Below are 21125 nucleotides of genomic sequence, written 5' to 3'. Positions count from 1 at the left end.
AATGAACGAATGCTTCATTGACGGAATAAGAGCTTGCATTTAAAACCTCTGCTCCCGTGGTCGCAAATGCCTTCGACCTATTTTTAAGATGCAGGGAAAGCATATGGATCTTCGCCAACTGCGCTACTTCATCGCCCTCAACGAACACCGCAGTTTCGTGCGTGCGGCAGACGCCATGGGCATCACCCAACCGGCGTTCAGCCGCAGCATCCAGGGGCTGGAACAGGAGTTCGGCTGCGTGTTGGTCGACCGTGGCCACAAGGACCTGCGCCCCACGCCGGAGGGCCAAGTGGTGCTGCAACATGCCCTGTCCCTGGTGCACGGCGCCGCGTTGCTGAGCAGTGAAGTGACGCGCATGACCAAGCTCGACGCCGGCGACCTGCGCTTCGGCTGCGGCCCGGCACCGGCGGTGAAACTGGTGCCGGATGCGGTGGCGCGCTTTATCAGCGCCCACCCGAAAATCCGCACCAGTTTCCAGGTGGATAACTGGGAAAAACTCAGCCGTGCCCTGAGCCGTGAAGAGATCGAATTCTTTATCGCCGACATCCGCCAATTCGAAGCCGACCCGAATTTCCAGACCCGCGCGCTGACCCCCAAGCGCGGGGTATTTTTTTGCCGACCGGGGCACCCGTTGCTGGCCAAGGACAGCCTGTCGACCAACGACATGTTCGACTACCCGCTGGCGGCGCCGCTGATCTCACAGGGCATTCGCAAACTGTTGGCGAACCTGAGCGGGCGCATGGATTTTTCCCCGAGCATCCAGACCGAACATTTCCCGGCGCTGGTGAAGATCGTGCTGCAGTCCAATGCCATCGGCGTGGGCACCGAGGAGGCATTCGCCGAAGACATCGCCCAGGGCACGCTGAAGCTGCTGCACTGGCGCAACCTGCCGCAGAACATGGAAACCATGAGCGCCCGCTGCGGGATTGTCAGCCGCACCGGTTCGCGGTTGTCGCCGGCGGCGAAGGCGATGATCGAGACGCTGGTGGAGGTGGACAGGCAGGAGGTGAGCGTGGCGGTTTGACGGGCCTCATCGGGGGCAAGCCCCCGATGGCGATAGCCCAGGCACCACCCGACTCAAAGCCCCGCCGCCGCCAGGTTCGGCGCCACCCAGTCACTCACCTGGAAGGGCTTGCGAATCAGCTTCTCCTTGGAGGCCAGGTCCACCGAACCCTGCAATTTAGCCAGGAACACCGGGTCCAGGGTCGACGGGAAAATCTCGCTGAGGGTCTGGTCTTTCAAGTCATTGGTGAGGATCACCGGCGGGTAACTGGCCAGCCCGGACACCAGCGCAATGTAGGCTTGCTTGTTGTTGTCATCGGTCAACCAGTGCACCGCCTGCTGCTGGGCCTTGAGCAGCTTGGCGACGGCGTCGGGGTGCTCGTCGACAAACTGTTTGCTGCCCACCAGCACCGCCTGGATGCTGCCGGCGCCACCGAGGTCCTTGGTGGTCAGCGGTATTTCAGCCAGCCCCTTGGCTTGTAACGCCGTCAGGTTCGAACCGCCCCAGGTGGCGTCGATCTGCTTGGCGGCCAGCGCGGCATTGGCGGCGTTGTAATCCAGGCTGATGACTTTGAAGTCCTTCTCACTCAAGCCCTGGCTGGCCAATGCACTGTTGAACGACAACTGGCTGGCCGTGCCACGGAACACCGCGACGCGCTTGCCCTTGAGGTCCTGCAAGGTCTTGATGCCAGAACCCGGCACCACGCCGAGGTACTGCTTGATGTCCCGTGCGGTGGCACTGAGCAGGCGCGTCTCCAGGCCATTGGAGCGGCCGATGATCGCCGCCAGGTCGCCCAGGTACGCCAGGTCCACCTGCCCGTTGGCGAAGGCTTCGTTGATCACAGGGCCGGCGCCCTTGAAGTAATTCCACTGGATCTTGATGCCTTGGTCGGCAAAGGCTTTTTCGAAGATCTGCTGCTCGCGCAGCACGTCCGTTATGCCCCCGCCGCTGTGCTGGCTGCCTGCGCTGAGGTCGGGCACGGCGATGCGGATTTCCTTGAGGTCGGCAGCCTGAACCAGGCCCGCCAGTGCGGTGCCTGCGACCAGGGTGATCAGACGTTTGAACGGCAGTTTCATAAGCGCAGCTCCTTGTGGGCGAGGGTCGCCTGGGGAACAGAAAGTAGGCACAACCTGGTCAAAACTTTAAATACTATAAATTCACAATTTAATAGCTTTTAGGACTATGCGAAGGGAAACGCAGGCTCCAGAGGGCTATGCATGAATAGCATCGAAAATATTCTTCGAATGCATTGGATGCGTGCCGGGGCGCGGCTTTAAATGGCTTTTCTTATCCCCCAATCATCTTGATTACGTTTTTATAAGATCGAAATCACATAACGCCCTTGGCGACAACGGAGGTCCTCCATGGCCCGAATCTCACTTTTGAGCCTCCCGCTCGCGGCTCCCGGCGCCACGCCACGTTGGCCGCTGCGCAGTGAACGGCTGTTGCCATGGTTGCTGCCGGTGACGCTGTTTGCGCTGTGGTGGCTGGCCAGCCGCAATCACTGGATGAGCGAGCAGATCCTGCCGCCACCGTCCCTGGTGTGGAGCAGCGCCGTGGAACTGGCGGGCGGCGAGCTGTGGAGCCACCTGGCGATCAGCCTGCAACGCCTGTTCTGGGGGTTGCTGGCGGGCATTGGCGCCGGGGCGCTGCTGGGGGCGGTGCTGGGTTTCAGCGCGCGCGCCGAGCGCCTGGTGTTTCCGACGTTCAGCGCGTTGTCGCAGGTACCGACCCTGGCCTGGATTCCACTGTTCATGGTGTTCTTCGGCATTGGCGAAACCCTGAAACTGGTGGTGCTGGTGAAGGCGATCGTGGTGCCCGTGACCCTGCATACCCTGGTGGGCGTGCGCGACGCCCAACCCCAGTTGCGTGAAGCCGCCCGCGTGCTGCGCCTGCCCACGCACCTGTTGATCCGGCGCCTGATCCTGCCTGCCGCGCTGCCCGCCTTTATGGCCGGCGTACGCCTGGCCCTGGCGGCCGGCTGGACCTCGCTGCTGGCGGTGGAGTTGCTGGCCTCCAGCGAAGGCATCGGCTACCTGATGGTGTGGGCGCGCCAGCTGTTCATGCTCGATATCGTCTTCGTGTGCATCGTGGTCATCGGCGTATTCGGCGTGGTGATGGACCGTGGCATTGGCTGGCTGGACCGCAAATGGGTGCACTGGCCCCATCCTGCCACGGCGCAGATTCGTCGCGGCCCGCGCTATCAAGGCTGGCAGCGCCTGCAACCGTGGTTGCTGCCCCTGCTGTTGCTGGCGCTGTGGCAGGTCGCGACGCAACAAGGCTGGGTCGACCCGAACATTCTGGTCAGCCCTTGGGTGGTGCTGCACACCACCGTCGCCGGGGTGGTGGATGGCAACCTCAGCGGTGCACTGGGCACCAGCCTGGGGCGAAGCCTGGGCGGCTTGCTGCTCGGTGGCGGCGTTGGCTTTGCCATGGGCCTGTGGCTGGGACTGTCACGGCGCAGTGAGCGGGTACTCGGGCCGACCCTGAGCGCCTTGCGCCAGATCGCGATTTTCGCCTGGGTGCCGCTGCTCACTGCCTGGTTTGGCCTGGGTGAGTTGGCCAAGTGGGTGTTTATCGCCCTCGCCGCCTTCTTCCCGTTGTTTATCGCCACCCAACGCAGCGTGCTGAATCTGTCGCCACAGCTCAACGAAGCGGCGCAGGTGCTGCGCCTGAACCTGTTCCAACGGCTGCGACGCCTGGTACTGCCAGGCGCCGCAGCCGGCATTTTCGCCGGCCTGCGCCTGAGCCTGATCTACGCCTGGCTGGGCACCATCGGTGCGGAATATTTCATGCCGTCCAACGGCGGTATCGGCAGCCTGATGATCGGCGCCCAACAACTGCTGCGCATGGACCTGATCATGAGCGGCATGCTCCTGGTCGGCCTTACCGGCGCGGCCCTCAACCTGATCGGCCAGCGCATCGAAACCCGCGCCACCCGCTGGAGACACGCATGAACGCACCTATCGTCAGCTTCAACCATGTGGGCAAGACCTTCGACGTCGACGGCTTCGAGCTGGAAGCCATCCGCGAATTCAACCTGGAGATTGCCGAAGGCGAATTCGTTGCGATTGTCGGCTCCAGCGGCTGCGGCAAATCCACCCTGCTGCGTTTGCTGGTGGGGCTGGATACGCAGTTTCGCGGCGAGATCCGCGTCGACGGTAAGGCCGTGAGCGGCATTGGCGGCGAGCGCGGCATCGTGTTCCAGGAGCATCGTCTGTTCCCCTGGCTCACCGTGGCGGAAAACATCGGCCTGGGCCTGGTCAACGAGCCACTGAGCGAAGCAGAGCGCAATCGACGCATCAGCGATTTTATCGAGCTGGTCGGCCTCACCGACTTCACCCGCGCCTATCCGCACCAACTGTCCGGCGGCATGGCGCAACGGGTGGCGATTGCCCGCGGCCTGGTGGCCAGCCCGCGCATCCTGCTGCTGGATGAACCCTTTGGCGCCCTCGACGCCCTGACCCGCCAGCAGATGCAGGACGAACTCCTGGCGATCCGCGCCCGCGCCAAAATCACCACGGTATTGGTGACCCACGATGTGGAGGAAGCGATTTTCCTCGCCGACCGCGTGGTGGTGATGGAGCCCCGGCCGGGGCGGATCAAGCAGGTGGTGGACGTCGCCCTGCCACATCCACGTCAGCGCAGCAGTTTTGAATTCCATCAACTGCGTGAAGAACTGCTGCATGAATTGACCAACGATGGCCACTACCAGCCGCCGGTGCGCGAACAGATCCGCGATCTGCCATTGGCCTTTATTGCCTGCTGAAAAAAGGAGTGCCTTGATGCCGCAACGTCCCAATTTTCTCGTGATCCTGGCCGATGACATGGGCTTCTCCGACCTCGGTGCGTTTGGCGGGGAAATTTCCACGCCGCACCTGGACGCACTCGCCCTGAACGGCTTGCGCCTGACCGACTTCCACACCGCCCCGACGTGCTCGCCTACCCGCTCGATGCTGCTCACCGGCACCGACCACCATATCGCCGGTATCGGCACCATGGCCGAGGCACTGACCCCGGAGCTGATCGGCAAGCCCGGCTACGAGGGCTACTTGAATGACAAGGTGGTAGCACTGCCGGAGCTGCTGCGCGAGGCCGGCTACCAGACATTGATGAGCGGCAAGTGGCACCTGGGCCTGACCGCCGAACTCGCGCCCCACGCCCGCGGTTTCGAGCGCTCGTTCTCGCTGCTACCGGGCGCCGCCAACCATTACGGCTTCGAGCCGACCTATGACGAGCACACCCCGGGCCTGCTCAAATCCACCCCGGCGCTGTACATCGAAGACGACCGGTTCGTCGAGCAACTGCCCAAGGACTTCTATTCCTCCGATGCCTTCGGCGACAAGCTGCTGCACTACCTCAAGGAGCGCGACCAGGCCCGGCCGTTCTTCGCCTACCTGCCGTTTTCCGCCCCGCACTGGCCGTTGCAGGCGCCTGCGGACATCGTCGAAAAGTACCGTGGCCGCTACGACGCCGGCCCCGAAGTGCTGCGCCTGGAACGCCTGGAAAAACTCAAGGCATTGGGGCTGATCGACGCCAATGTCGAACCCCATCCGTTGATCGAACTGAACACCCAGTGGGCCGCCTTGAGCGACGAACAGCGCCAGGTGTCGGCGCGGGCCATGGAGGTGTATGCGGCGATGGTCGAGCGCATGGACTGGAACATCGGCCGAGTGGTGGATTACCTGCGCCAGCAGGGGCAGTTGGACAATACGTTCATTGTGTTCATGTCCGACAACGGCGCCGAAGGTGCGCTGTTGGAGGCGTTCCCCAAGTTCGGGCCGCAGTTGCTCACCTACCTCAACCAGCATTACGACAACAGCCTCGACAATATCGGCCGCGCCAATTCCTATGTCTGGTATGGCCCGTCGTGGGCGCAGGTGGCAACGGCGCCGTCGCGGTTGTTCAAGGCGTTCACCACCGAGGGCGGGATTCGCGTGCCGGCGCTGGTGCACTATCCGCAGTTGTCGCTCAAAGGTCGTATCAGCCATGGGTTCGGCACGGTGATGGACATCACGCCGACCATTCTCGACCTGGCCGGCGTGCGCCATCCGGGCAAACAATGGCGTGGCAAGCCGGTGTCGCCGCTGCGGGGCAAGTCGTGGCTGGGCTTCCTCTCCGGCGAGACCGCCCAGGTGCACGACGACAACACCGTAACCGGCTGGGAACTGTTCGGCCGCCGCGCGATTCGCCAGGGCCAGTGGAAAGCCGTGTACATTCCCGGCCCCGTGGGCCCGGCGACCTGGCAGCTGTATGACCTGGGCCAGGACCCTGGCGAAATCCACGACCTGGCCTTGAGTCATCCGGACAAACTCGCCACGTTGATCGGCCACTGGCAACAGTACGTCGACGAAACCGGCGTGGTGCTCAGCGCGTCGCCGTTTCAGCCGGATTGAGCCGGGCCTGGGGCGACGAGATGGGCTCAAGCCGATTGGCCCGCGCAAACGTGCCGAAATCATTGAAACGCACGCCCATCTCGGCCATGACCTTATGCGCCACCTTGGCCGTCATCTGGCGGATGTAGAACGGCTCCTTCACCACAAAATGGTGAATCCCGTGGGTGCTGCCGAAGTTGAAGCAGAACGCCTGCAACGGCCACAGCCACCACGGGTTCAGCACTTGGGTTTGCTGGATCACATTGCCCGGTTCCACATCGCCGTAGTAGTGCATGTTGGAGCTGACAAAGTGCAGGCAAAAGGTGCGCAACACATTGGGGCCGATGATCACCACGGCGGCGATGTCGATCACCTGCATCATCTGCAAGGTGCCGGTGGACCAGTCGATCGGCGTGCCCAGCAGGCTGGCGATGCCGTTGGCGGCATGGAAGCCGAGGAAGAGGTACCACGCGCCCCAATGCAGCAGCGCCAGGGGCGCGTAGACCAGCAGCGAGCGCTTGAGGATCTTGAGTTTGTGGCCCCAGGTCTTGGCGCGCAGCATGCGGATAAACGCCGACATCACGTTATCGCCCACCATCAGCAACCGCGCCAGGCCCCAGGGCTCGCCGTTGGTGATCGCGCGCTCCTCCATATCGGTCTCGGTGCCGGAGACCTTGTGGTGATTGAGGTGCAGGTGGCGACGGATCCACGGGTTGATGGTGCTCGGCCGCGCCAGCCACACCAGGCCCATCATCAGGTTGTGGGGCACGCGCTGTTTGCGAAAGTACATGCTGTGGATCAGGTCGTGTTCCAGCTCGTGGGTCAGTGAGGCGAGGAACGCATTGAGCAGCAGGCAGGCCCACCAGGCCATGTGTCCGCTGATATAGAGCGCCGCCGAGCCGATCATGCCGAGCAAGGCAAAGGCGAGGATGCCCGCGCCCAGGGCGTCCTGATGCTGCAGCCACGGGTGCCGGCGACGCAAGCGCACGCCTTCGGCGAGCACCACCTCACGGATATGCGCCGAACGCTGTTGCGCGTTCATCTGCTGGGGACTTGCAGAAGTACCGTCCATGCTCCCATCCTCTTATTCATTGATGGTTACATCCTGCACCAGGGCTTCTTGCAGGACGCTAGCCCCACACGCCAACCTGTTGACCGCAAGCGCCAATCGCCATGACCGAACCGACTTCCCTCGCCAGCTGGACCCGCGCCCTGCGTAAGCAGCTCGATGCCCTGGGCCTCGACAGCGCCGCGCTGTGCGCCCAGGCCGGGCTCGATCCGCAGCAGATGGACGACCCCAACGCGCGTTACCCGCTGTCGGCCACCACGCGCTTGTGGGCACTGGCGGTGGAGGCCAGCGGCGATCCGGCCATCGGGTTGCGGGTGTCGCGGTTTGTCAGCCCGACCACCTTTCATGCGCTGGGTTATGCGTTGGTGGCGAGCGGCAGCCTGCGCGAGGTGTTCGAGCGCATCGTGCGTTATCACCAGGTGGTCAGCGATGCCCTGACCCTCGAACTCAGCGGCGATGGCGAGCGCTACCGCTTTCGCCTGCTGCAACCGCCAGGCAGGCCGGCGCCGGCGCTGGAGGCCATCGATGCGTTTGCCGCGATCTATGTGCGCACGTGCCGCAACCGCCTGGGCCGCGACTATGCGCCGCTGGCGGTTTACCTGCGACGCCCGCAACCCGCCGACCCCAAGCCCTGGCACACGGTGTTCCGCGCACCGGTGTTTTTCGGCGCCGAGGAAGACCGCCTCGAATTCGCCGCCAGCGATTTCGACAGCCACCTGGACGACGCCAACCCGGAACTGGCCGAACATAACGAAACCGTGCTCAAACGCACCCTGGCGCAACTGCAACCGCTGACCTGGGAACGCAAGGTGCGCGCGGCCATCGAGGCACAACTGCCCGATGGCGAGCCGAGTGCCGAGCGGATTGCCCAGGCACTGCACTTGAGTTTGCGCAGTTTGCAGCGGCATCTGGCGGATGAGGGGTGTCGGTTTGATGCGTTGCTCAATGAGTGCCGGGAGAATCTGGCGTTGTTGCACCTGCGGGATCCGCAGTGCTCATTGGCGGAGATCAGTCATCTGCTCGGGTTTGCGGATACCAGCAGCTTTAATCGCGCGTTCAAGCGCTGGACGGGGATGACGCCGGGGCAGTTTCGGGATGGGTTGCGGTAGGGGGATGTGTGGTGACGGTGATGGCCTCATCGGGAGCAAGCCCCCTCCCACATTTGAAATGCGTTCTCCTGTGGGAGGGGGCTTGCTCCCGATGGCAATCTTTCAGGCACTACAGTAGTGACGGGATCAATCAGCGACCCCGATCGCGCCGCAACAGTTTCCTGACCCGCATCACCAGCCCCTTGGCCTCAAACGGCTTGAGCAGGTAATCATCCTCATGCAACTCCAGACCGCGCAGGCGATCTTCAATCCCGCCCGGCGTGGTCAGGAACAACACCGGCGTCTCACCCTTCTGCCGGATCGCCTGCTGCAGCTTCCAGGCATTCAGGCCAGGCAACATCACATCGAGGATCACCAGGTCGTATTCGGCGCTTTCGACAAAGCGCTGCGCCGCCATGCCATTGGCCGCGACTTCCACGGTGTAGCCGGCCTCGTTCAAGCCCCGGGCCATCCGCTGTGCCTCTTCGGATTCATGTTCCACTAACAGCACACGCATAACACACCTCGATTAATCAGGTTTGCAGGCTAACACCCTCAGGTGTGCGCCGCCTCTCGTAGCCGCTGTGCATCGAGGATTTCGATCTCGCCGTAGCCCAGGCGCACGATGCCTTGGGCTTGCAGGTCCTTGAGCAAGGCATTGGTGGTCTGGCGCGACAGGCTCAACATCGCCGCCAGGTCTTCCTGGGGCAGTTGCAGCACGCGTTTTGAAGGCGCCATGTCGCCGTAGCCCTCAACGATCATCAACAGCCGGTGGGCCAGGCGCACCGAAGCGGGCATCAGGCTGAGCTGTTCGAGGCCGATAAAACTCAGGCGCAGCTTCTGGCTCATCAGCAGCGCCAGGTCGCGCCAGTAGCAAGGGGATTCATCGAGGATCTTCAGCAGCGCCTGCTGCGGCACCTGCACCAGCGTGCACGCCCCCGTGGCGCAGGCGTCGTGGGTGCGCGGCAAGCCGTCGAACAGGCAGATCTCGCCGAACCAGTAGGGCGCCCCCACCAGGCTCAACAGCGCTTCCTTGCCATGCTCATTCACCGCACTGACACGCAGGGTGCCCTCGAGCACCGCATACAAGCCGCAGGGCGGGTCGCCGCGCTTGAACAGGTACTGTCCCGCCGTCAGCTGCCGCAGCCGCGCATGGGCCAGCAGACTATGCTGGAAAGGTACGGGCAGGTGACTGAACCAGTGACCGACGGCCAACCGGGCGTGCCATTGCGTCGCATCCATGAGAACTCCGAAGATTGTCGCCCAACTGACAGTTAGTCCCAGGCTGACAGGGCATGATCAAACATCCTACAGGAGGAACAACAATGAAAAGCCTCGTCGATCATCTCAGTCAATACGCCGCCTACCACCGCGATCCACGCAATATCGCCAGCCACTTCATTGGCATCCCGCTGATTGTGGTCGCCGTGGCTGTGCTGTTGTCACGCCCCGAATGGGCCGTGGGTGGGCTGTGGATTTCACCCGCCGTGATGGTCGCGCTGTTTTCCGCGTGGTTTTACCTGCGGCTTGAACTGGCCCTGGGCGTGCTGATGACGGTGTTGATGGGCTTGTCGGTATGGGCCGGGCATGCGTTGGCGGCGCTGAGCACGATGGTGTGGCTCAGCAGCGGGGTGGGAATGTTTGTGGTGGGCTGGGTGATTCAGTTTGTCGGGCATTACTACGAAGGCAGGAAGCCGGCGTTTGTGGATGATGTGTCGGGGCTGATTGTGGGGCCGTTGTTTGTGGTGGCGGAGGTGGCGTTTTTGCTGGGGCTGCGCAAGGGTTTGAAGCAGCAGATCGAAGAGCGCTCGGGACCGGTGGTTCGCCGCGATCTGAAGCCGAGACAGGTCTGAATGTGGGAGGGGGCTTGCTCCCGATGGCGGTGTTTCAGTCAGCTTATCTGCTGCTGACCCACTGCTATCGGGGGCAAGCCCCCTCCCACATTTGGTCCCAGTTTCAGAGTTGGAATTGCGGTGAACTCAGGCTTTTTGCCAGACCTTGGGTTTGAAGAACAGGGTCTCGCCACGGGCCAGGCCGGTCAGGCTGTCGTGGTCCTTCACCACTTCGGCTTCGATCAGCTCGCTCTGGCCTTCGACCTTCAAGGTCACCCGCGTGGTCGCGCCCAATGGACGAATATCACGCACTTCGGCCGCGTGATGATCTTCCAGTTCGTGGCGCGACAGCGACACTTCATGGGGGCGGAACAGCACGTGCTTGTCTTCACCAAGGTGCAGGCGGTTGGAGTCGCCGAGGAAGTGGTAGACGAAATCGCTGGCCGGGTTTTCGTAGACGTCGCCCGGTGAGCCGATCTGCTCGATCACGCCTTTGTTCATCACCACGATGCGGTCGGCGACTTCCATGGCCTCTTCCTGGTCGTGGGTCACGAACACCGAGGTCAGGTTGATGTCTTCGTGCAGGCGCGCCAGCCAGCGGCGCAGTTCCTTACGCACCTTGGCGTCAAGGGCGCCGAAGGGTTCATCCAGCAGCAGCACTTTCGGCTCGACCGCCAACGCGCGGGCCAGGGCGATACGCTGGCGCTGGCCACCGGAGAGTTGTTCCGGGTAACGGTCGGCCAGCCAGTCCAGCTGCACCATGTTCAGCAGTTCGTGAACCTTGGCCGCAATCTGGCTTTCGTTCGGGCGCTGGTTCTTCGGCTTCATGCGCAGGCCGAAGGCGACGTTGTCGAACACGGTCATGTGGCGGAACAGCGCGTAGTGCTGGAACACAAAACCGACGTTGCGATCACGCACGTCGTGGCCGGAGACGTCTTCACCGTGGAACACGATGCTGCCGTCGTCCGGGGTTTCCAGGCCGGCGATGATGCGCAGCAAGGTGGTCTTGCCGCAGCCGGAAGGCCCAAGCAAGGCCACCAGCTCGCCACTCTGGATATCCAGGTTGATGCTGTCCAGGGCCTTGAAGGCGTTGAAGTTCTTGCTGACATTACGGACTTCGATCGACATGACTTATTCCTCAGCCGCACTGGCGCGCAGGCGATTAATACGGTTCTCGCTCCACTGCTTGAGCAGCAGGATGAAGAGCGCCAGGATCAGCAGCAGACTCGCCACCGCAAACGCGGCAACGTGGTTGTATTCGTTGTAGAGAATCTCGACGTGCAGCGGCAAGGTGTTGGTCACGCCGCGAATATGGCCGGACACCACCGACACCGCGCCGAACTCCCCCATGGCCCGCGCGGTACACAGCACCACGCCGTAGATCAGGCCCCATTTGATATTCGGCACGGTGACATGCCAGAACATCTGCCAGCCATTGGCGCCCAGCAGGCGCGCGGCCTCTTCTTCCTGGGTGCCCTGCTCCTGCATCAGCGGGATCAGTTCGCGGGCGACGAACGGCACGGTGACGAAGATGGTCGCCAGCACGATGCCGGGCAAGGCGAACACGATCTGGATGTCATGCGCCTGCAACCAAGGGCCAAACAGGCCCTGGGCGCCGAACATCAGCACGTAGACCAGGCCGGCGATCACCGGGGAGACCGAGAACGGCAGGTCGATCAGCGTCACCAGGATGCTCTTGCCACGGAACGAGTACTTGCTCACGCACCAGGCCGCGCTGACGCCGAATACCAGGTTGAGCGGCACCGAAATCAGCACGGCGATCACCGTGAGTTTCAGTGCGGACAACGCGTCCGGTTCAAGGATTGCGGTGAAAAACGCACCGAGGCCGTTCTTCAAGCCCTGGGACACCACGATAAACAGCGGCAGCAGCAGGAACAGGAAGAACACCAGCCAGCCCAGGCTGATCAGGATGCGCCGGGAAACAGCGCTGCCACGGCGGGCTGCGTTGGCCGAGGATGCCGCGGAAATAGACGATTGGGACATGTTCCGCGCCTCCTTATGGACGTTCGATGCGCCGCTGCAACAAGTTGATCAGCAGCAGCAGGACAAAGGAAACCACCAGCATCAGTACGCCAATGGAGGTGGCGCCGCGATAGTCGTACTGGTCGAGCTTGACCATGATCAGCAACGGCAGGATCTCGGTTTTCATCGGCATGTTGCCGGCGATGAAAATCACCGAGCCGTACTCACCGACACCACGGGCAAACGCCAGGGCGAAGCCGGTCAGCCAGGCGGGCAGCAGCGCGGGGACGAGGATGTAGCGGAACACCTGCAACGGCTTGGCGCCCAGGCAGGCGGCGGCTTCTTCGATTTCCCGGGGGATATCGGCGAGTACCGGCTGCACCGTGCGCACCACGAACGGCAGGGTCACGAAGGTCAGCGCCAGGGTGATGCCCAAGGGGCTGTAGGCGATCTTGAAGCCCAGGTCGGCGGCGAACTGGCCCACCAGGCCGGTCGGCGTGTACAGCGCAGTCAGGGCAATACCGGCCACGGCGGTGGGCAGGGCGAACGGCAGGTCGATCATCGCATCGATGATCTTGCGGCCGGGGAAGGTGTAGCGCACCAGCACCCAGGCCAGCAGCGTGCCGATCACGCCATTGATCAGGGCGGCGTACAGCGCGGTGCTGAAGCTCAGTTTCAACGCCGCCAGCACACGGGGTGCGGAGATGATGTTCCAGAACTGATCCCAGGTGAGTTGAGCGGCGTGTACGAACATCGCCGCGAGGGGGATGAGTACGATCAGGCTGAGGTACACCACGGTGTAGCCCAGCGTCAGCCCGAAGCCGGGTATGACGGGGGAAATACGACGCGACATAAGAGTCCTTGGTTAAAGGTAGAAACCACTGTAGGAGCGAGCTTGCTCGCGAAGACCTCAAGGGCACCGCGCTCATTCAGAATGCCCGCGTCATCGTTGACGATCTTCGCGAGCAAGCTCGCTCCTACCGGTACTTTGGCTTACTGCGCCGTGTAGATCTGGTCGAACACGCCACCGTCGTTAAAGAATTTCGGCTGGGCAGTTTTCCAGCCGCCGAAGTCTTTGTCGATAGTCACCAGGTCCAGTTTCGGGAACTGCTGGGCGTATTTGGCGGCAACTTTTGCATCCCGTGGGCGGTAGAAGTTCTTCGCCGCGATCTCCTGGCCAGCCGGGCTGTACAGGTGCTTGAGGTATTCAGTGGCGATCTCGGTGTTGCCCTTTTTCTCGGCGTTCTTGTCGACCACGGCCACCGGCGGCTCCGCAAGGATCGACAGGGACGGCACGACGATGTCGAACTTGTCGGCGCCGCCGTCTTCTTTCAGGGCCAGGAACGCTTCGTTTTCCCAGGCCAGCAACACGTCGCCCTGACCGTTGTTGACGAAGGTAATGGTCGAGCCGCGCGCGCCGGTGTCGAGGATCGGCACGTGCTTGAACAGCTCCTTGACGTATTCCTGGGCCTTGGCTTCGCTGCCACCGGATTTCAGGCCGTAGGCCCAGGCGGCAAGGAAGTTCCAGCGCGCGCCGCCGGAGGTTTTCGGGTTGGGCGTGATCACCGACACGTCTTTCTTGATCAGGTCGCCCCAATCCTTGATGCCTTTAGGGTTGCCCTTGCGCACCAGGAACACGATGGTCGAGGTGTAGGGGGTGCTGGCGTCCGGCAGGCGGGTCTGCCAGTTTTCCGGCAGGGTCTTGCCCAGCTTGGCGATTTCGTCGATGTCACCGGCCAGGGCCAGGGTCACCACGTCGGCGCGCAGGCCGTCGATCACCGCCCGGCCTTGCTTGCCCGAACCACCGTGGGATTGCTGGATCTTGACGGTGTCGCCGGGGTGGGACTGTTTCCAGAAGTTGGTGAACTCAGCGTTGTAGTCCTGGTACAGCTCACGGGTAGGGTCGTACGAGACGTTGAGCAACTCGTAGTCCTTGGCAACGGCGGAACCGGCAAACACGGCGCTGGCCAGGGCGGCCAGGGCATAACGGCGAATCGACGACATAGAAGCTCCTGAAAATTCTGGGTGTTGGCTTTTTCTTATAGTGACGGGGTCTATCGCCGTTATTGCTTAGCTCGGTTTGTTACCCGGGTTCTGCAAACGGAATTTTTCCTTGCGTTCGATCTGTACCACTTGAGCGTTGTGCACAGTGATTTCCACCGCGCCAAACCGCAGATCGCGCAAGGCGCTCTGGATCTCGCGCAAAATGGCTGCTTCGTCCTGGCCGTCGACGCTACGTAGAGATGCGCTCATGGTCTCGCTCCTGAAATGAATAGTGCCTCGCAGTGGCGGCACTGCTTGCGGCGTAGGGCGATAGTAGATAAGCGCGGATATTCTTAAAAATACTATTTAAGAATGTTTATATAACCAGAAAGAATTTTCTGGCAGGACGTGGGGTTGCACGCGGGTTTTGCGACCGAGCGCTGAAATAACGCCTTGTGAATATCCAAATGTGGGAGGGAGCAAGCCCACTCCCACATTTGAATGCATTTCAAGCCTGGATGGCGGGGGCGCAGTCCCAGTCAATGGCCTGCGCCGGCATCGGCCGCCCAAACCAGTACCCCTGGCCCATATCGCAGTGCTGCTCCAACAAGAACCGCGCCTGCTCCACCTGTTCGATCCCCTCGGCATGCACCTGCATGCCCATGCTTTTCGCCAGGGCGATCACCACCCGCACGATGGCGGCATCGTCTTCGTCCCACGGCAGCCCGGCGACAAAGCCCTGGTCGATCTTGAGTTTCTGCACCGGCAGGCGCTTGAGGCGCAGCAGGGAGGAATAGCCGGTGCCGAAGTCATCGATGGCCAGGCGCAAGCCCAGTTCGCGCAGGCGGTGCAGTTGTTCCAGGGCCACTTCGGGGTCGTCCATCACCGCGCTTTCAGTGACTTCCAACTCCAGGAAGGCCGGATCCAGGCCGGTAGCGTGCAGCACCTGGGCGACTTGATCGTAGAGTTCGCGCCGAGCAAACAGGCGGCTGGATACATTGATTGCAATAAAGCTCAGCGGCGCGCCGTCGGCCAGCCATCGGCACATCTGTCGGCAGGCCTGGTCCATCACCCATCCATCGATCTCGGCAATCAACCCGGTGCGTTCGGCAATGGGGATGAAATCACCCGGCGGCACCAGGCCACGCTCGGGGTGTTGCCAGCGCACCAGTGCTTCGACGCCGATCAGGCGGCTGGTGTGCAAGTCGTGCACCGGCTGGTAGTAGACGCGCAGTTCCTGTTGTTCGAGGGCGCGGCGCAGTTCGCTGGCGATTTCCACCCGGTTCTGCGCGTGGGCGGTGAGTTCTTCGGTGTACAACGCGTAGCCTTCGCGGCCCACGCTTTTGGCCTTGAAGAGCGCGGAATCGGCGTTGCGCAACAATTGCTCGGCGCTCAGGGCATCATTGGGGAACAGGCTGATGCCGATGCTGGCGCTGATAAACAGCTGATGGCCGTCAAAGATGAACGGCTGCTTCATCACATCCAGCATGCGCTGCGCCAAAGCCGCCGCCTGCACCACCTGTGAGCAGTTTTCCGCGAGCACCGCGAACTCATCCCCGCCCAGGCGCGCCAGGGTCACGCCAGGGCCGAACAGCGCCTTGAGCCGCTCGCCCACCAGTTTGAGCAACTGGTCGCCCACATTATGGCCAAGGCTGTCGTTGATGATCTTGAAGTGATCCAGGTCCAGCAACAGCAGGGCGCAGCCGCGCTTGTGGAGTTGCGCCGAGGCCAGCGCCTGCTCGGCGCGGTCGGTGAACAGCAGGCGGTTGGGCAGGTCGGTCAGCGGGTCGTGGTGGGCCAGGTGGGCCAGTTCGTGCTCGGAATCCTTGATGGCGCTGATGTCGGAAAACACCGCGACGTAATGGCTGATATGGCCCAGGTCATCGCGAATCACGCGAATGGTTTGCCACTGTGGATAAATCTCACCGCTTTTGCGCCGATTCCAGATTTCACCGCTCCATTCACCGGTGTGTTCCAGGGTCTGGAACATCTGTTGATAGAAATTCGACGAATGGCGACCGGACTTGAACAGGCTCGGCTGCCGGCCCATGACGTCATCGCGCTGGTAGCCGGTGATTTCCATGAAGGCCCGGTTCACATGCACGATCAGGCCCTTGGCGTCGGTGACCAACACCCCTTCGCGGGTGCAATCGAACACGGCAGCAGCCTGGCGCAGGCGCTCGCGGTTCTCTTTCAAGGGTTGCTGCTGGTCGGCCTGGGCAGATCGGGCACAGATCAGGTAGATCAACCAGGCACTGAGCGCCACCCACACGTAACCGCGCACCTGCAACCACCGGTGCAGGTCGGTCGGATTATCGAGAAACTCGATCAATATCCGATGAGTGAGGCCTATCCAGACGCTCGAAGCCAGCAGGTATACCAGCCCAGCACGCAGGGCTCCTCGGTATGAAAACAGCATATGCCCAGTAATCCTTACTAAAAGCCCAGAATCGTCCTACAAAGAATGGGGATTATAGGATATGTAACATCTCGTAAGTCTTATCTGAAAGGGCCGCTGGTTTTCTCTGTAGGCTTAGTGATAATGCGTGTGCTGTTCTTTTCTTTATCTGAGGGCCATACAGCCTATGTGGTACAACGGTTTTCTTGACTTGTCGGCCTGGCAACTGGTGGCAGTCACCCTGTTGATGACCCACGTGACCATCGTTGGGGTCACGGTCTATCTGCACCGCTATTCAGCCCATCGCTCCCTGGAGCTCAATGCCGGCCTGAAACACTTCTTCCGCTTCTGGCTGTGGCTGACCACGGCGCAGAACACCCGCGAGTGGACCGCCATCCACCGCAAGCACCACGCCAAGTGCGAAACCGTCGACGACCCGCACAGCCCGGTGATCAAGGGCCTGTCCACCGTATTGCGCAAAGGCGCCGAGCTGTACCGTGCCGAGGCCGAAAACCCCGAGACCCTGCGCATCTACGGCAAGAACTGCCCGGACGACTGGATCGAGCGCAAGATCTACACTCCTTACCCGCTGCTGGGTGTGGCGATCATGGGCGTGATCGACCTGCTGCTGTTCGGCGCCATCGGCATCACCATCTGGGCAATCCAGATGATGTGGATTCCGTTCTGGGCCGCCGGCGTGATCAACGGCCTGGGCCATGCCGTGGGCTATCGCAACTTCGAATGCCGTGACGCCGCCACCAACCTGGTGCCGTGGGGCATCATCGTCGGCGGCGAAGAGCTGCACAACAATCACCACACCTACCCCAACTCGGCCAAGCTGTCGGTGAAGAAGTGGGAATTCGACCTGGGCTGGGCATGGATCAAGGTGTTCAGCTTCCTGCGCCTGGCCAAGGTGCAGCGCGTGGCACCGATTGCCCACCGCGTGGAAGGCAAGGGCCACCTGGACATGGACACCGCCATGGCGATCCTCAACAACCGCTTCCAGATCATGGCCCAGTACCGCAAGTTGGTGATCGGCCCGTTGGTCAAGCAGGAACTGGAAAAAGTCGATCACTCGGTGCGCCACCAGTTCCACCGCGCCAAACGCCTGCTGTCGCGGGAAACCAGCCTGCTGGACGACCGCCACCACCTGCGGATCCAGAGCATGCTGGAACACAGCCAGGCGCTGAAAGTGATCTACGAAAAACGCCTGGCGCTGCAGCAGATCTGGCTCAAGACCAGCTCCAACGGCCACGATATGCTCGCCGCCATCAAGGAATGGGTGCACGAGGCCGAGGCCAGCGGTATCCAGTCCCTGCGGGATTTTGCCCACCAATTGAAGACCTATTCGCTGCGTCCTGCGGCGGTCTGACAGTCGCGTGGGAGGGCTTGCCCTCCCACCCATCAGCTTTTTGGCGCCATTTCTCGGACACCGCCAATCGAGCCTGTTGACGGAACTTCACTGCAATTCGCCTCTCTCAATGAACACTTCGCCATCATGGTGGCCCCTTGTAGTGACCGCTGCTCGATCTTGCGGCGCGCCCAGAGAGAGTTGTGCCGATGGTTCTCGAAAAGCCCTTCACCGCCGACAGCCCTACCGCTGACCCTCCGCGTCCGGCCGCGGCAGCAACCCTGCTGGCACTGGTACATGCCCAGGGCGAAGTCGAGCGACTGAGTGAGCGCGAACAATTGCTCAGTTCTCTGCTGGTCAGCGTAAACGCCGTGCTGTGGGCCATCGATTGGCAAACCCGCCGCGTGCTCTATGTCAGCCCGGCATACGAGCGGATTTTTGGACGTTCCGCCGGCCTGCTGCTGGCCGACCACCGCGAATGGCGCAACAGCATTCACCCCGAAGACCTCGACTACGCCGAACACAGCCTGGCGCGCGTGCTGGAGCAGGGTGCCGTGGAAGACCGCGAGTACCGCATCATCACCGCCGACGGGCAGATCCGCTGGCTGAGCGACAAGTGCTACATCAACCAGCAGGTCGAGCCCGGCGAGCCGGTGATCGTCGTCGGCATGGCCGAAGACATCACGGAAAAAAAACAGCTGGAACTGGAGCTGCACCGTCTCGCCACCACCGACGTGCTGACCCAGAGCAGCAACCGCCGACACTTCTTCGAATGCGCCAACCAGGCCTTTGACAGCGCCTGCGCCCAAGGCGCGCCGCTGGCCTTCCTGCTGCTGGACATCGATGACTTCAAGGACGTCAACGACACCTACGGCCACCTGGAGGGCGACCAGGTGCTGCGGCGTATCGCCGAGAGCGGTCGCGGGGTACTGCGCCGTGGCGACCTGTTCGGGCGCATTGGCGGCGAAGAGTTCGCCGCCGTGCTGCCAGGTTGCGCGCCGGAGATGGCGCTGCAGGTGGCCGAGCGCCTGGGCAAGGAGATTCAGGCGCTGAGCTTCAGCTATGAGGGCCAGGCGTTCAGCGTGACCATCAGCCAGGGCCTGGCCAGCCTGACCGAGGAAGACTCCACCCTGGACAGCCTGTTCGCCCGCGCCGATGCCGCCATGTATGAGGCCAAGCGCCTGGGCAAGAATCGCGTGATCGCGGGCTGAATGCCGATCACTGTGGGAGGGGGCTTGCCCCAATGCCGGTCAGTTAAGGGACAGAACGGGCAACCCGTCATCTGTGGCGAGCGGGCTTGTCGAATCGTCGCACCGCCCGCGTTGGGCTGCGCAGCAGCCCCAGAACCAAGCGCGGAGGAGTGCCTGATACACCGCATTCGTCTTTATTAGGGGCGCTTCGCACCCCAGCGCGGGACAAGCCCGCTCACCACAAGAATGCGGTTGCCTGAAATTGTTTATGCAAGACTCAAGATTTTAGAGCGAAATTTTTTACCCTTTAAAATCAGTAAGTTATTTTAAATTTGATAAGAGCTGGCTTGCTTCTGGCACAAAAAAACCCGCCGAAGCGGGTTTTTCTTATCGATCAGGCCAACTGCCGCTTACAGCTCGGAGAAGCACTCTTCGATGATCGCCAAGCCTTTGTCCAACTGCTCGTCCGGCGAGGTCAGCGGCACCAGCACGCGCAATACGTTGCCGTAGGTGCCGCAGGACAGCAGGATCAGCCCCTTGTCACGCGCCTTGGCCACCACGGCGGCAACGGCTGCGGCGTTTGGCTTGTGGCTGTCGCCGTCTTCGAACAACTCGACCGCGATCATCGCGCCCAGGGCACGCACGTCACCGATCACCGGGTACTTGGCTTGAATCGCCTTGAGGCCAGTCACCAGGCGCTCGCCGACAGCCTTGCAGCGGTCCAGCAGGTGCTCTTCCTCAAACACGTCCATCACCGCCAGCGCAGCGGCGCAAGCGATCGGGCTACCGGCGTAGGTGCCGCCCAGGCCACCAGGAGCAATGGCGTCCATGTATTCGGCCTTGCCGCACACACCGGCCAGCGGGAAGCCGCCAGCGATGGATTTGGCGAAGGTGGTCAGGTCGGCGGCAACGCCCATCTGTTCCATGGCGAAGAAGGTACCGGTACGGCCGGCACCGGTTTGCACTTCGTCGGCGATCAGCAGGATGCCGTGCTTGTCGCACAGCTCGCGCAGGCGCTTCATGAACGGCTTCGGCGCGACGTAGAAACCGCCTTCGCCTTGGACCGGCTCGATGATGATGGCGGCAATATCACACGGCTCGGCATCGTTCTTGAAGATGCGTTCGATGCTGGCGATGGAGTCATCGTCGCTGACACCGTGCAGTTCGTTCGGGTACAGCGCGCGGAACACGCCGCCTGGCATCAGGCCCATGCCGGCCGAGTAAGGCACGACTTTACCGGTGAGACCCAGGGTCATCATGGTGCGGCCGTGGTAGGCGCCGGTGAAAGCGATCACACCGGCACGGCCAGTCGCGGCACGGGCGATTTTCACGGCGTTTTCAACGGCTTCGGAACCGGTGGTGACCAACAGGGTTTTCTTGGCGAAATCGCCGGGGACCTTGGCGTTCACTTTTTCGCACACTTCGACGTACGGCTCGTAGGCCAGTACCTGGAAGCACGTGTGGGTCAGCTTGTTCAGCTGTTCGGTCACGGCGGCGATGATTTTCGGGTGCACGTGGCCGGTGTTCAGCACGGCGATACCGCCGGCGAAGTCGATGAACTCGCGACCTTCAACGTCAGTCACGGTGGCATTCTTCGCGGATTCGGCGAAGATCGGGTGAATCTGGCCAACACCGCGCGGTACAGCGGCTTCGCGGCGTTTCATCAGGGAAGCGTTGGTCTTGCTCATAAAGTCCTCATTCGCCACTCATCGGGTGGCGTTGCTCAAGGAATACGTGGCGGGGAGGCAACTACGGCAGCATGCGATGATCGACTGCCACAGCTTTCCCGGCCACTACGAATATCGGTGTGAAACACGCAAAGGGTCAGCGCTCTCGTGCCCTTTGCGTTTGCT

At 62.1% G+C, this 21125-nt stretch carries 19 protein-coding genes; 8 read left to right on the top strand and 11 right to left on the bottom strand.

Translation table 11 applies throughout. From position 1 onward, the window contains the following. The first annotated feature begins 103 nt into the window (after positions 1 to 103). Positions 104 to 1024, top strand: a complete 921-nt coding sequence (locus BB029_RS24090; RefSeq protein ID WP_065941063.1) for a LysR family transcriptional regulator — start codon at positions 104 to 106, stop codon at positions 1022 to 1024. Between the two features lie 53 nt (positions 1025 to 1077). Here the strand turns inward: BB029_RS24090 and BB029_RS24085 are convergent, their stop codons facing one another. Continuing rightward, positions 1078 to 2079, bottom strand: a complete 1002-nt coding sequence (locus BB029_RS24085; protein ID WP_065941062.1) for an ABC transporter substrate-binding protein — start codon at positions 2077 to 2079, stop codon at positions 1078 to 1080. A 288-nt stretch (positions 2080 to 2367) separates the two neighbouring features. Here BB029_RS24085 and BB029_RS24080 point away from each other — a divergent pair, with 288 nt between their 5' ends. Genes BB029_RS24080 through BB029_RS24070 form a run of 3 tightly spaced genes read left to right on the top strand, consistent with a single transcriptional unit; the run spans position 2368 to position 6399 of the window. Beyond that, a complete protein-coding gene (locus BB029_RS24080; RefSeq protein WP_065941061.1) occupies positions 2368 to 3960 on the top strand; it encodes an ABC transporter permease in 1593 nt (530 codons plus the stop codon). Continuing rightward, complete coding sequence (locus BB029_RS24075; protein ID WP_065941060.1) at positions 3957 to 4772, top strand: ABC transporter ATP-binding protein; 816 nt, start codon at positions 3957 to 3959, stop codon at positions 4770 to 4772. Before BB029_RS24080 ends, BB029_RS24075 begins: the two co-directional genes overlap by 4 nt. A gap of 16 nt (positions 4773 to 4788) precedes the next feature. Then, on the top strand, positions 4789 to 6399 hold the full coding sequence (locus BB029_RS24070; protein WP_065941059.1) for an arylsulfatase: 1611 nt from the start codon (positions 4789 to 4791) through the stop codon (positions 6397 to 6399). Here BB029_RS24070 and BB029_RS24065 read toward each other — a convergent pair. Next, positions 6371 to 7450: a fatty acid desaturase gene (locus tag BB029_RS24065; RefSeq protein WP_065941058.1), complete on the bottom strand. Its 1080-nt coding sequence runs from the start codon at positions 7448 to 7450 to the stop codon at positions 6371 to 6373. The genes BB029_RS24070 and BB029_RS24065 overlap by 29 nt on opposite strands. A 101-nt stretch (positions 7451 to 7551) precedes the next feature. On the opposite strand from BB029_RS24065, the gene BB029_RS24060 reads away from it, so the two are divergent. Then, the gene (locus BB029_RS24060) at positions 7552 to 8556 is read left to right on the top strand and encodes an AraC family transcriptional regulator (RefSeq protein ID WP_065941057.1); all 1005 of its coding nucleotides are present in this window, start codon (positions 7552 to 7554) and stop codon (positions 8554 to 8556) included. 130 nt (positions 8557 to 8686) lie between these two features. On the opposite strand, the gene BB029_RS24055 is transcribed toward BB029_RS24060, so the two are convergent. Together BB029_RS24055 and BB029_RS24050 are read right to left on the bottom strand one after the other, a co-directional pair. After that, positions 8687 to 9052, bottom strand: coding sequence for a response regulator (locus tag BB029_RS24055; protein ID WP_065926326.1), 366 nt, complete (start codon positions 9050 to 9052; stop codon positions 8687 to 8689). 38 nt (positions 9053 to 9090) lie between these two features. Continuing rightward, positions 9091 to 9777, bottom strand: a complete 687-nt coding sequence (locus tag BB029_RS24050) for a Crp/Fnr family transcriptional regulator (RefSeq protein WP_065941056.1) — start codon at positions 9775 to 9777, stop codon at positions 9091 to 9093. 83 nt (positions 9778 to 9860) lie between these two features. On the opposite strand from BB029_RS24050, the gene BB029_RS24045 reads away from it, so the two are divergent. Beyond that, a complete protein-coding gene (locus BB029_RS24045; RefSeq protein ID WP_065941055.1) occupies positions 9861 to 10388 on the top strand; it encodes a DUF962 domain-containing protein in 528 nt (175 codons plus the stop codon). Positions 10389 to 10514: 126 nt separating this feature from the next. Here the strand turns inward: BB029_RS24045 and BB029_RS24040 are convergent, their stop codons facing one another. From BB029_RS24040 to dibA, 6 genes are all read right to left on the bottom strand, one after another. Then, a complete protein-coding gene (locus BB029_RS24040) occupies positions 10515 to 11495 on the bottom strand; it encodes a sulfate/molybdate ABC transporter ATP-binding protein (RefSeq protein WP_027607866.1) in 981 nt (326 codons plus the stop codon). Positions 11496 to 11498: 3 nt separating this feature from the next. Beyond that, on the bottom strand, positions 11499 to 12371 hold the full coding sequence (cysW, locus tag BB029_RS24035) for a sulfate ABC transporter permease subunit CysW (protein ID WP_027607867.1): 873 nt from the start codon (positions 12369 to 12371) through the stop codon (positions 11499 to 11501). Between the two features lie 13 nt (positions 12372 to 12384). After that, positions 12385 to 13203: a sulfate ABC transporter permease subunit CysT gene (gene cysT, locus BB029_RS24030; RefSeq protein WP_027607868.1), complete on the bottom strand. Its 819-nt coding sequence runs from the start codon at positions 13201 to 13203 to the stop codon at positions 12385 to 12387. A gap of 140 nt (positions 13204 to 13343) precedes the next feature. Continuing rightward, positions 13344 to 14354, bottom strand: a complete 1011-nt coding sequence (locus BB029_RS24025; RefSeq protein ID WP_027607869.1) for a sulfate ABC transporter substrate-binding protein — start codon at positions 14352 to 14354, stop codon at positions 13344 to 13346. A gap of 66 nt (positions 14355 to 14420) precedes the next feature. Next, positions 14421 to 14603, bottom strand: a complete 183-nt coding sequence (oscA, locus tag BB029_RS24020; protein WP_003170956.1) for a sulfur starvation response protein OscA — start codon at positions 14601 to 14603, stop codon at positions 14421 to 14423. Between the two features lie 238 nt (positions 14604 to 14841). After that, positions 14842 to 16752 (bottom strand): phosphodiesterase DibA, encoded by a 1911-nt coding sequence (gene dibA / locus BB029_RS24015; protein WP_065941054.1) that lies wholly within the window; start codon positions 16750 to 16752, stop codon positions 14842 to 14844. Between the two features lie 166 nt (positions 16753 to 16918). Between dibA and desA the strand changes: the two genes are divergently transcribed. Further along, positions 16919 to 18103 carry a delta-9 fatty acid desaturase DesA gene (gene desA, locus BB029_RS24010; RefSeq protein WP_065926320.1) on the top strand — a complete coding sequence of 395 codons (1185 nt, stop codon included), beginning with the start codon at positions 16919 to 16921 and terminating at the stop codon, positions 18101 to 18103. 188 nt (positions 18104 to 18291) lie between these two features. Then, complete coding sequence (locus BB029_RS24005; RefSeq protein WP_065941053.1) at positions 18292 to 19293, top strand: sensor domain-containing diguanylate cyclase; 1002 nt, start codon at positions 18292 to 18294, stop codon at positions 19291 to 19293. Positions 19294 to 19682: 389 nt separating this feature from the next. Here BB029_RS24005 and gabT read toward each other — a convergent pair whose 3' ends face one another. Continuing rightward, a complete protein-coding gene (gene gabT / locus BB029_RS24000; protein WP_065941052.1) occupies positions 19683 to 20960 on the bottom strand; it encodes a 4-aminobutyrate--2-oxoglutarate transaminase in 1278 nt (425 codons plus the stop codon). Positions 20961 to 21125 lie beyond the last annotated feature (165 nt).

It is taken from the genome of Pseudomonas sp. S3E12 (assembly GCF_001702295.1).
GTDB lineage: Bacteria > Pseudomonadota > Gammaproteobacteria > Pseudomonadales > Pseudomonadaceae > Aquipseudomonas > Aquipseudomonas marginalis.
Note: the sequence above shows the minus strand (reverse complement) of the source record. Positions and strands in the feature narration are given on the sequence as shown.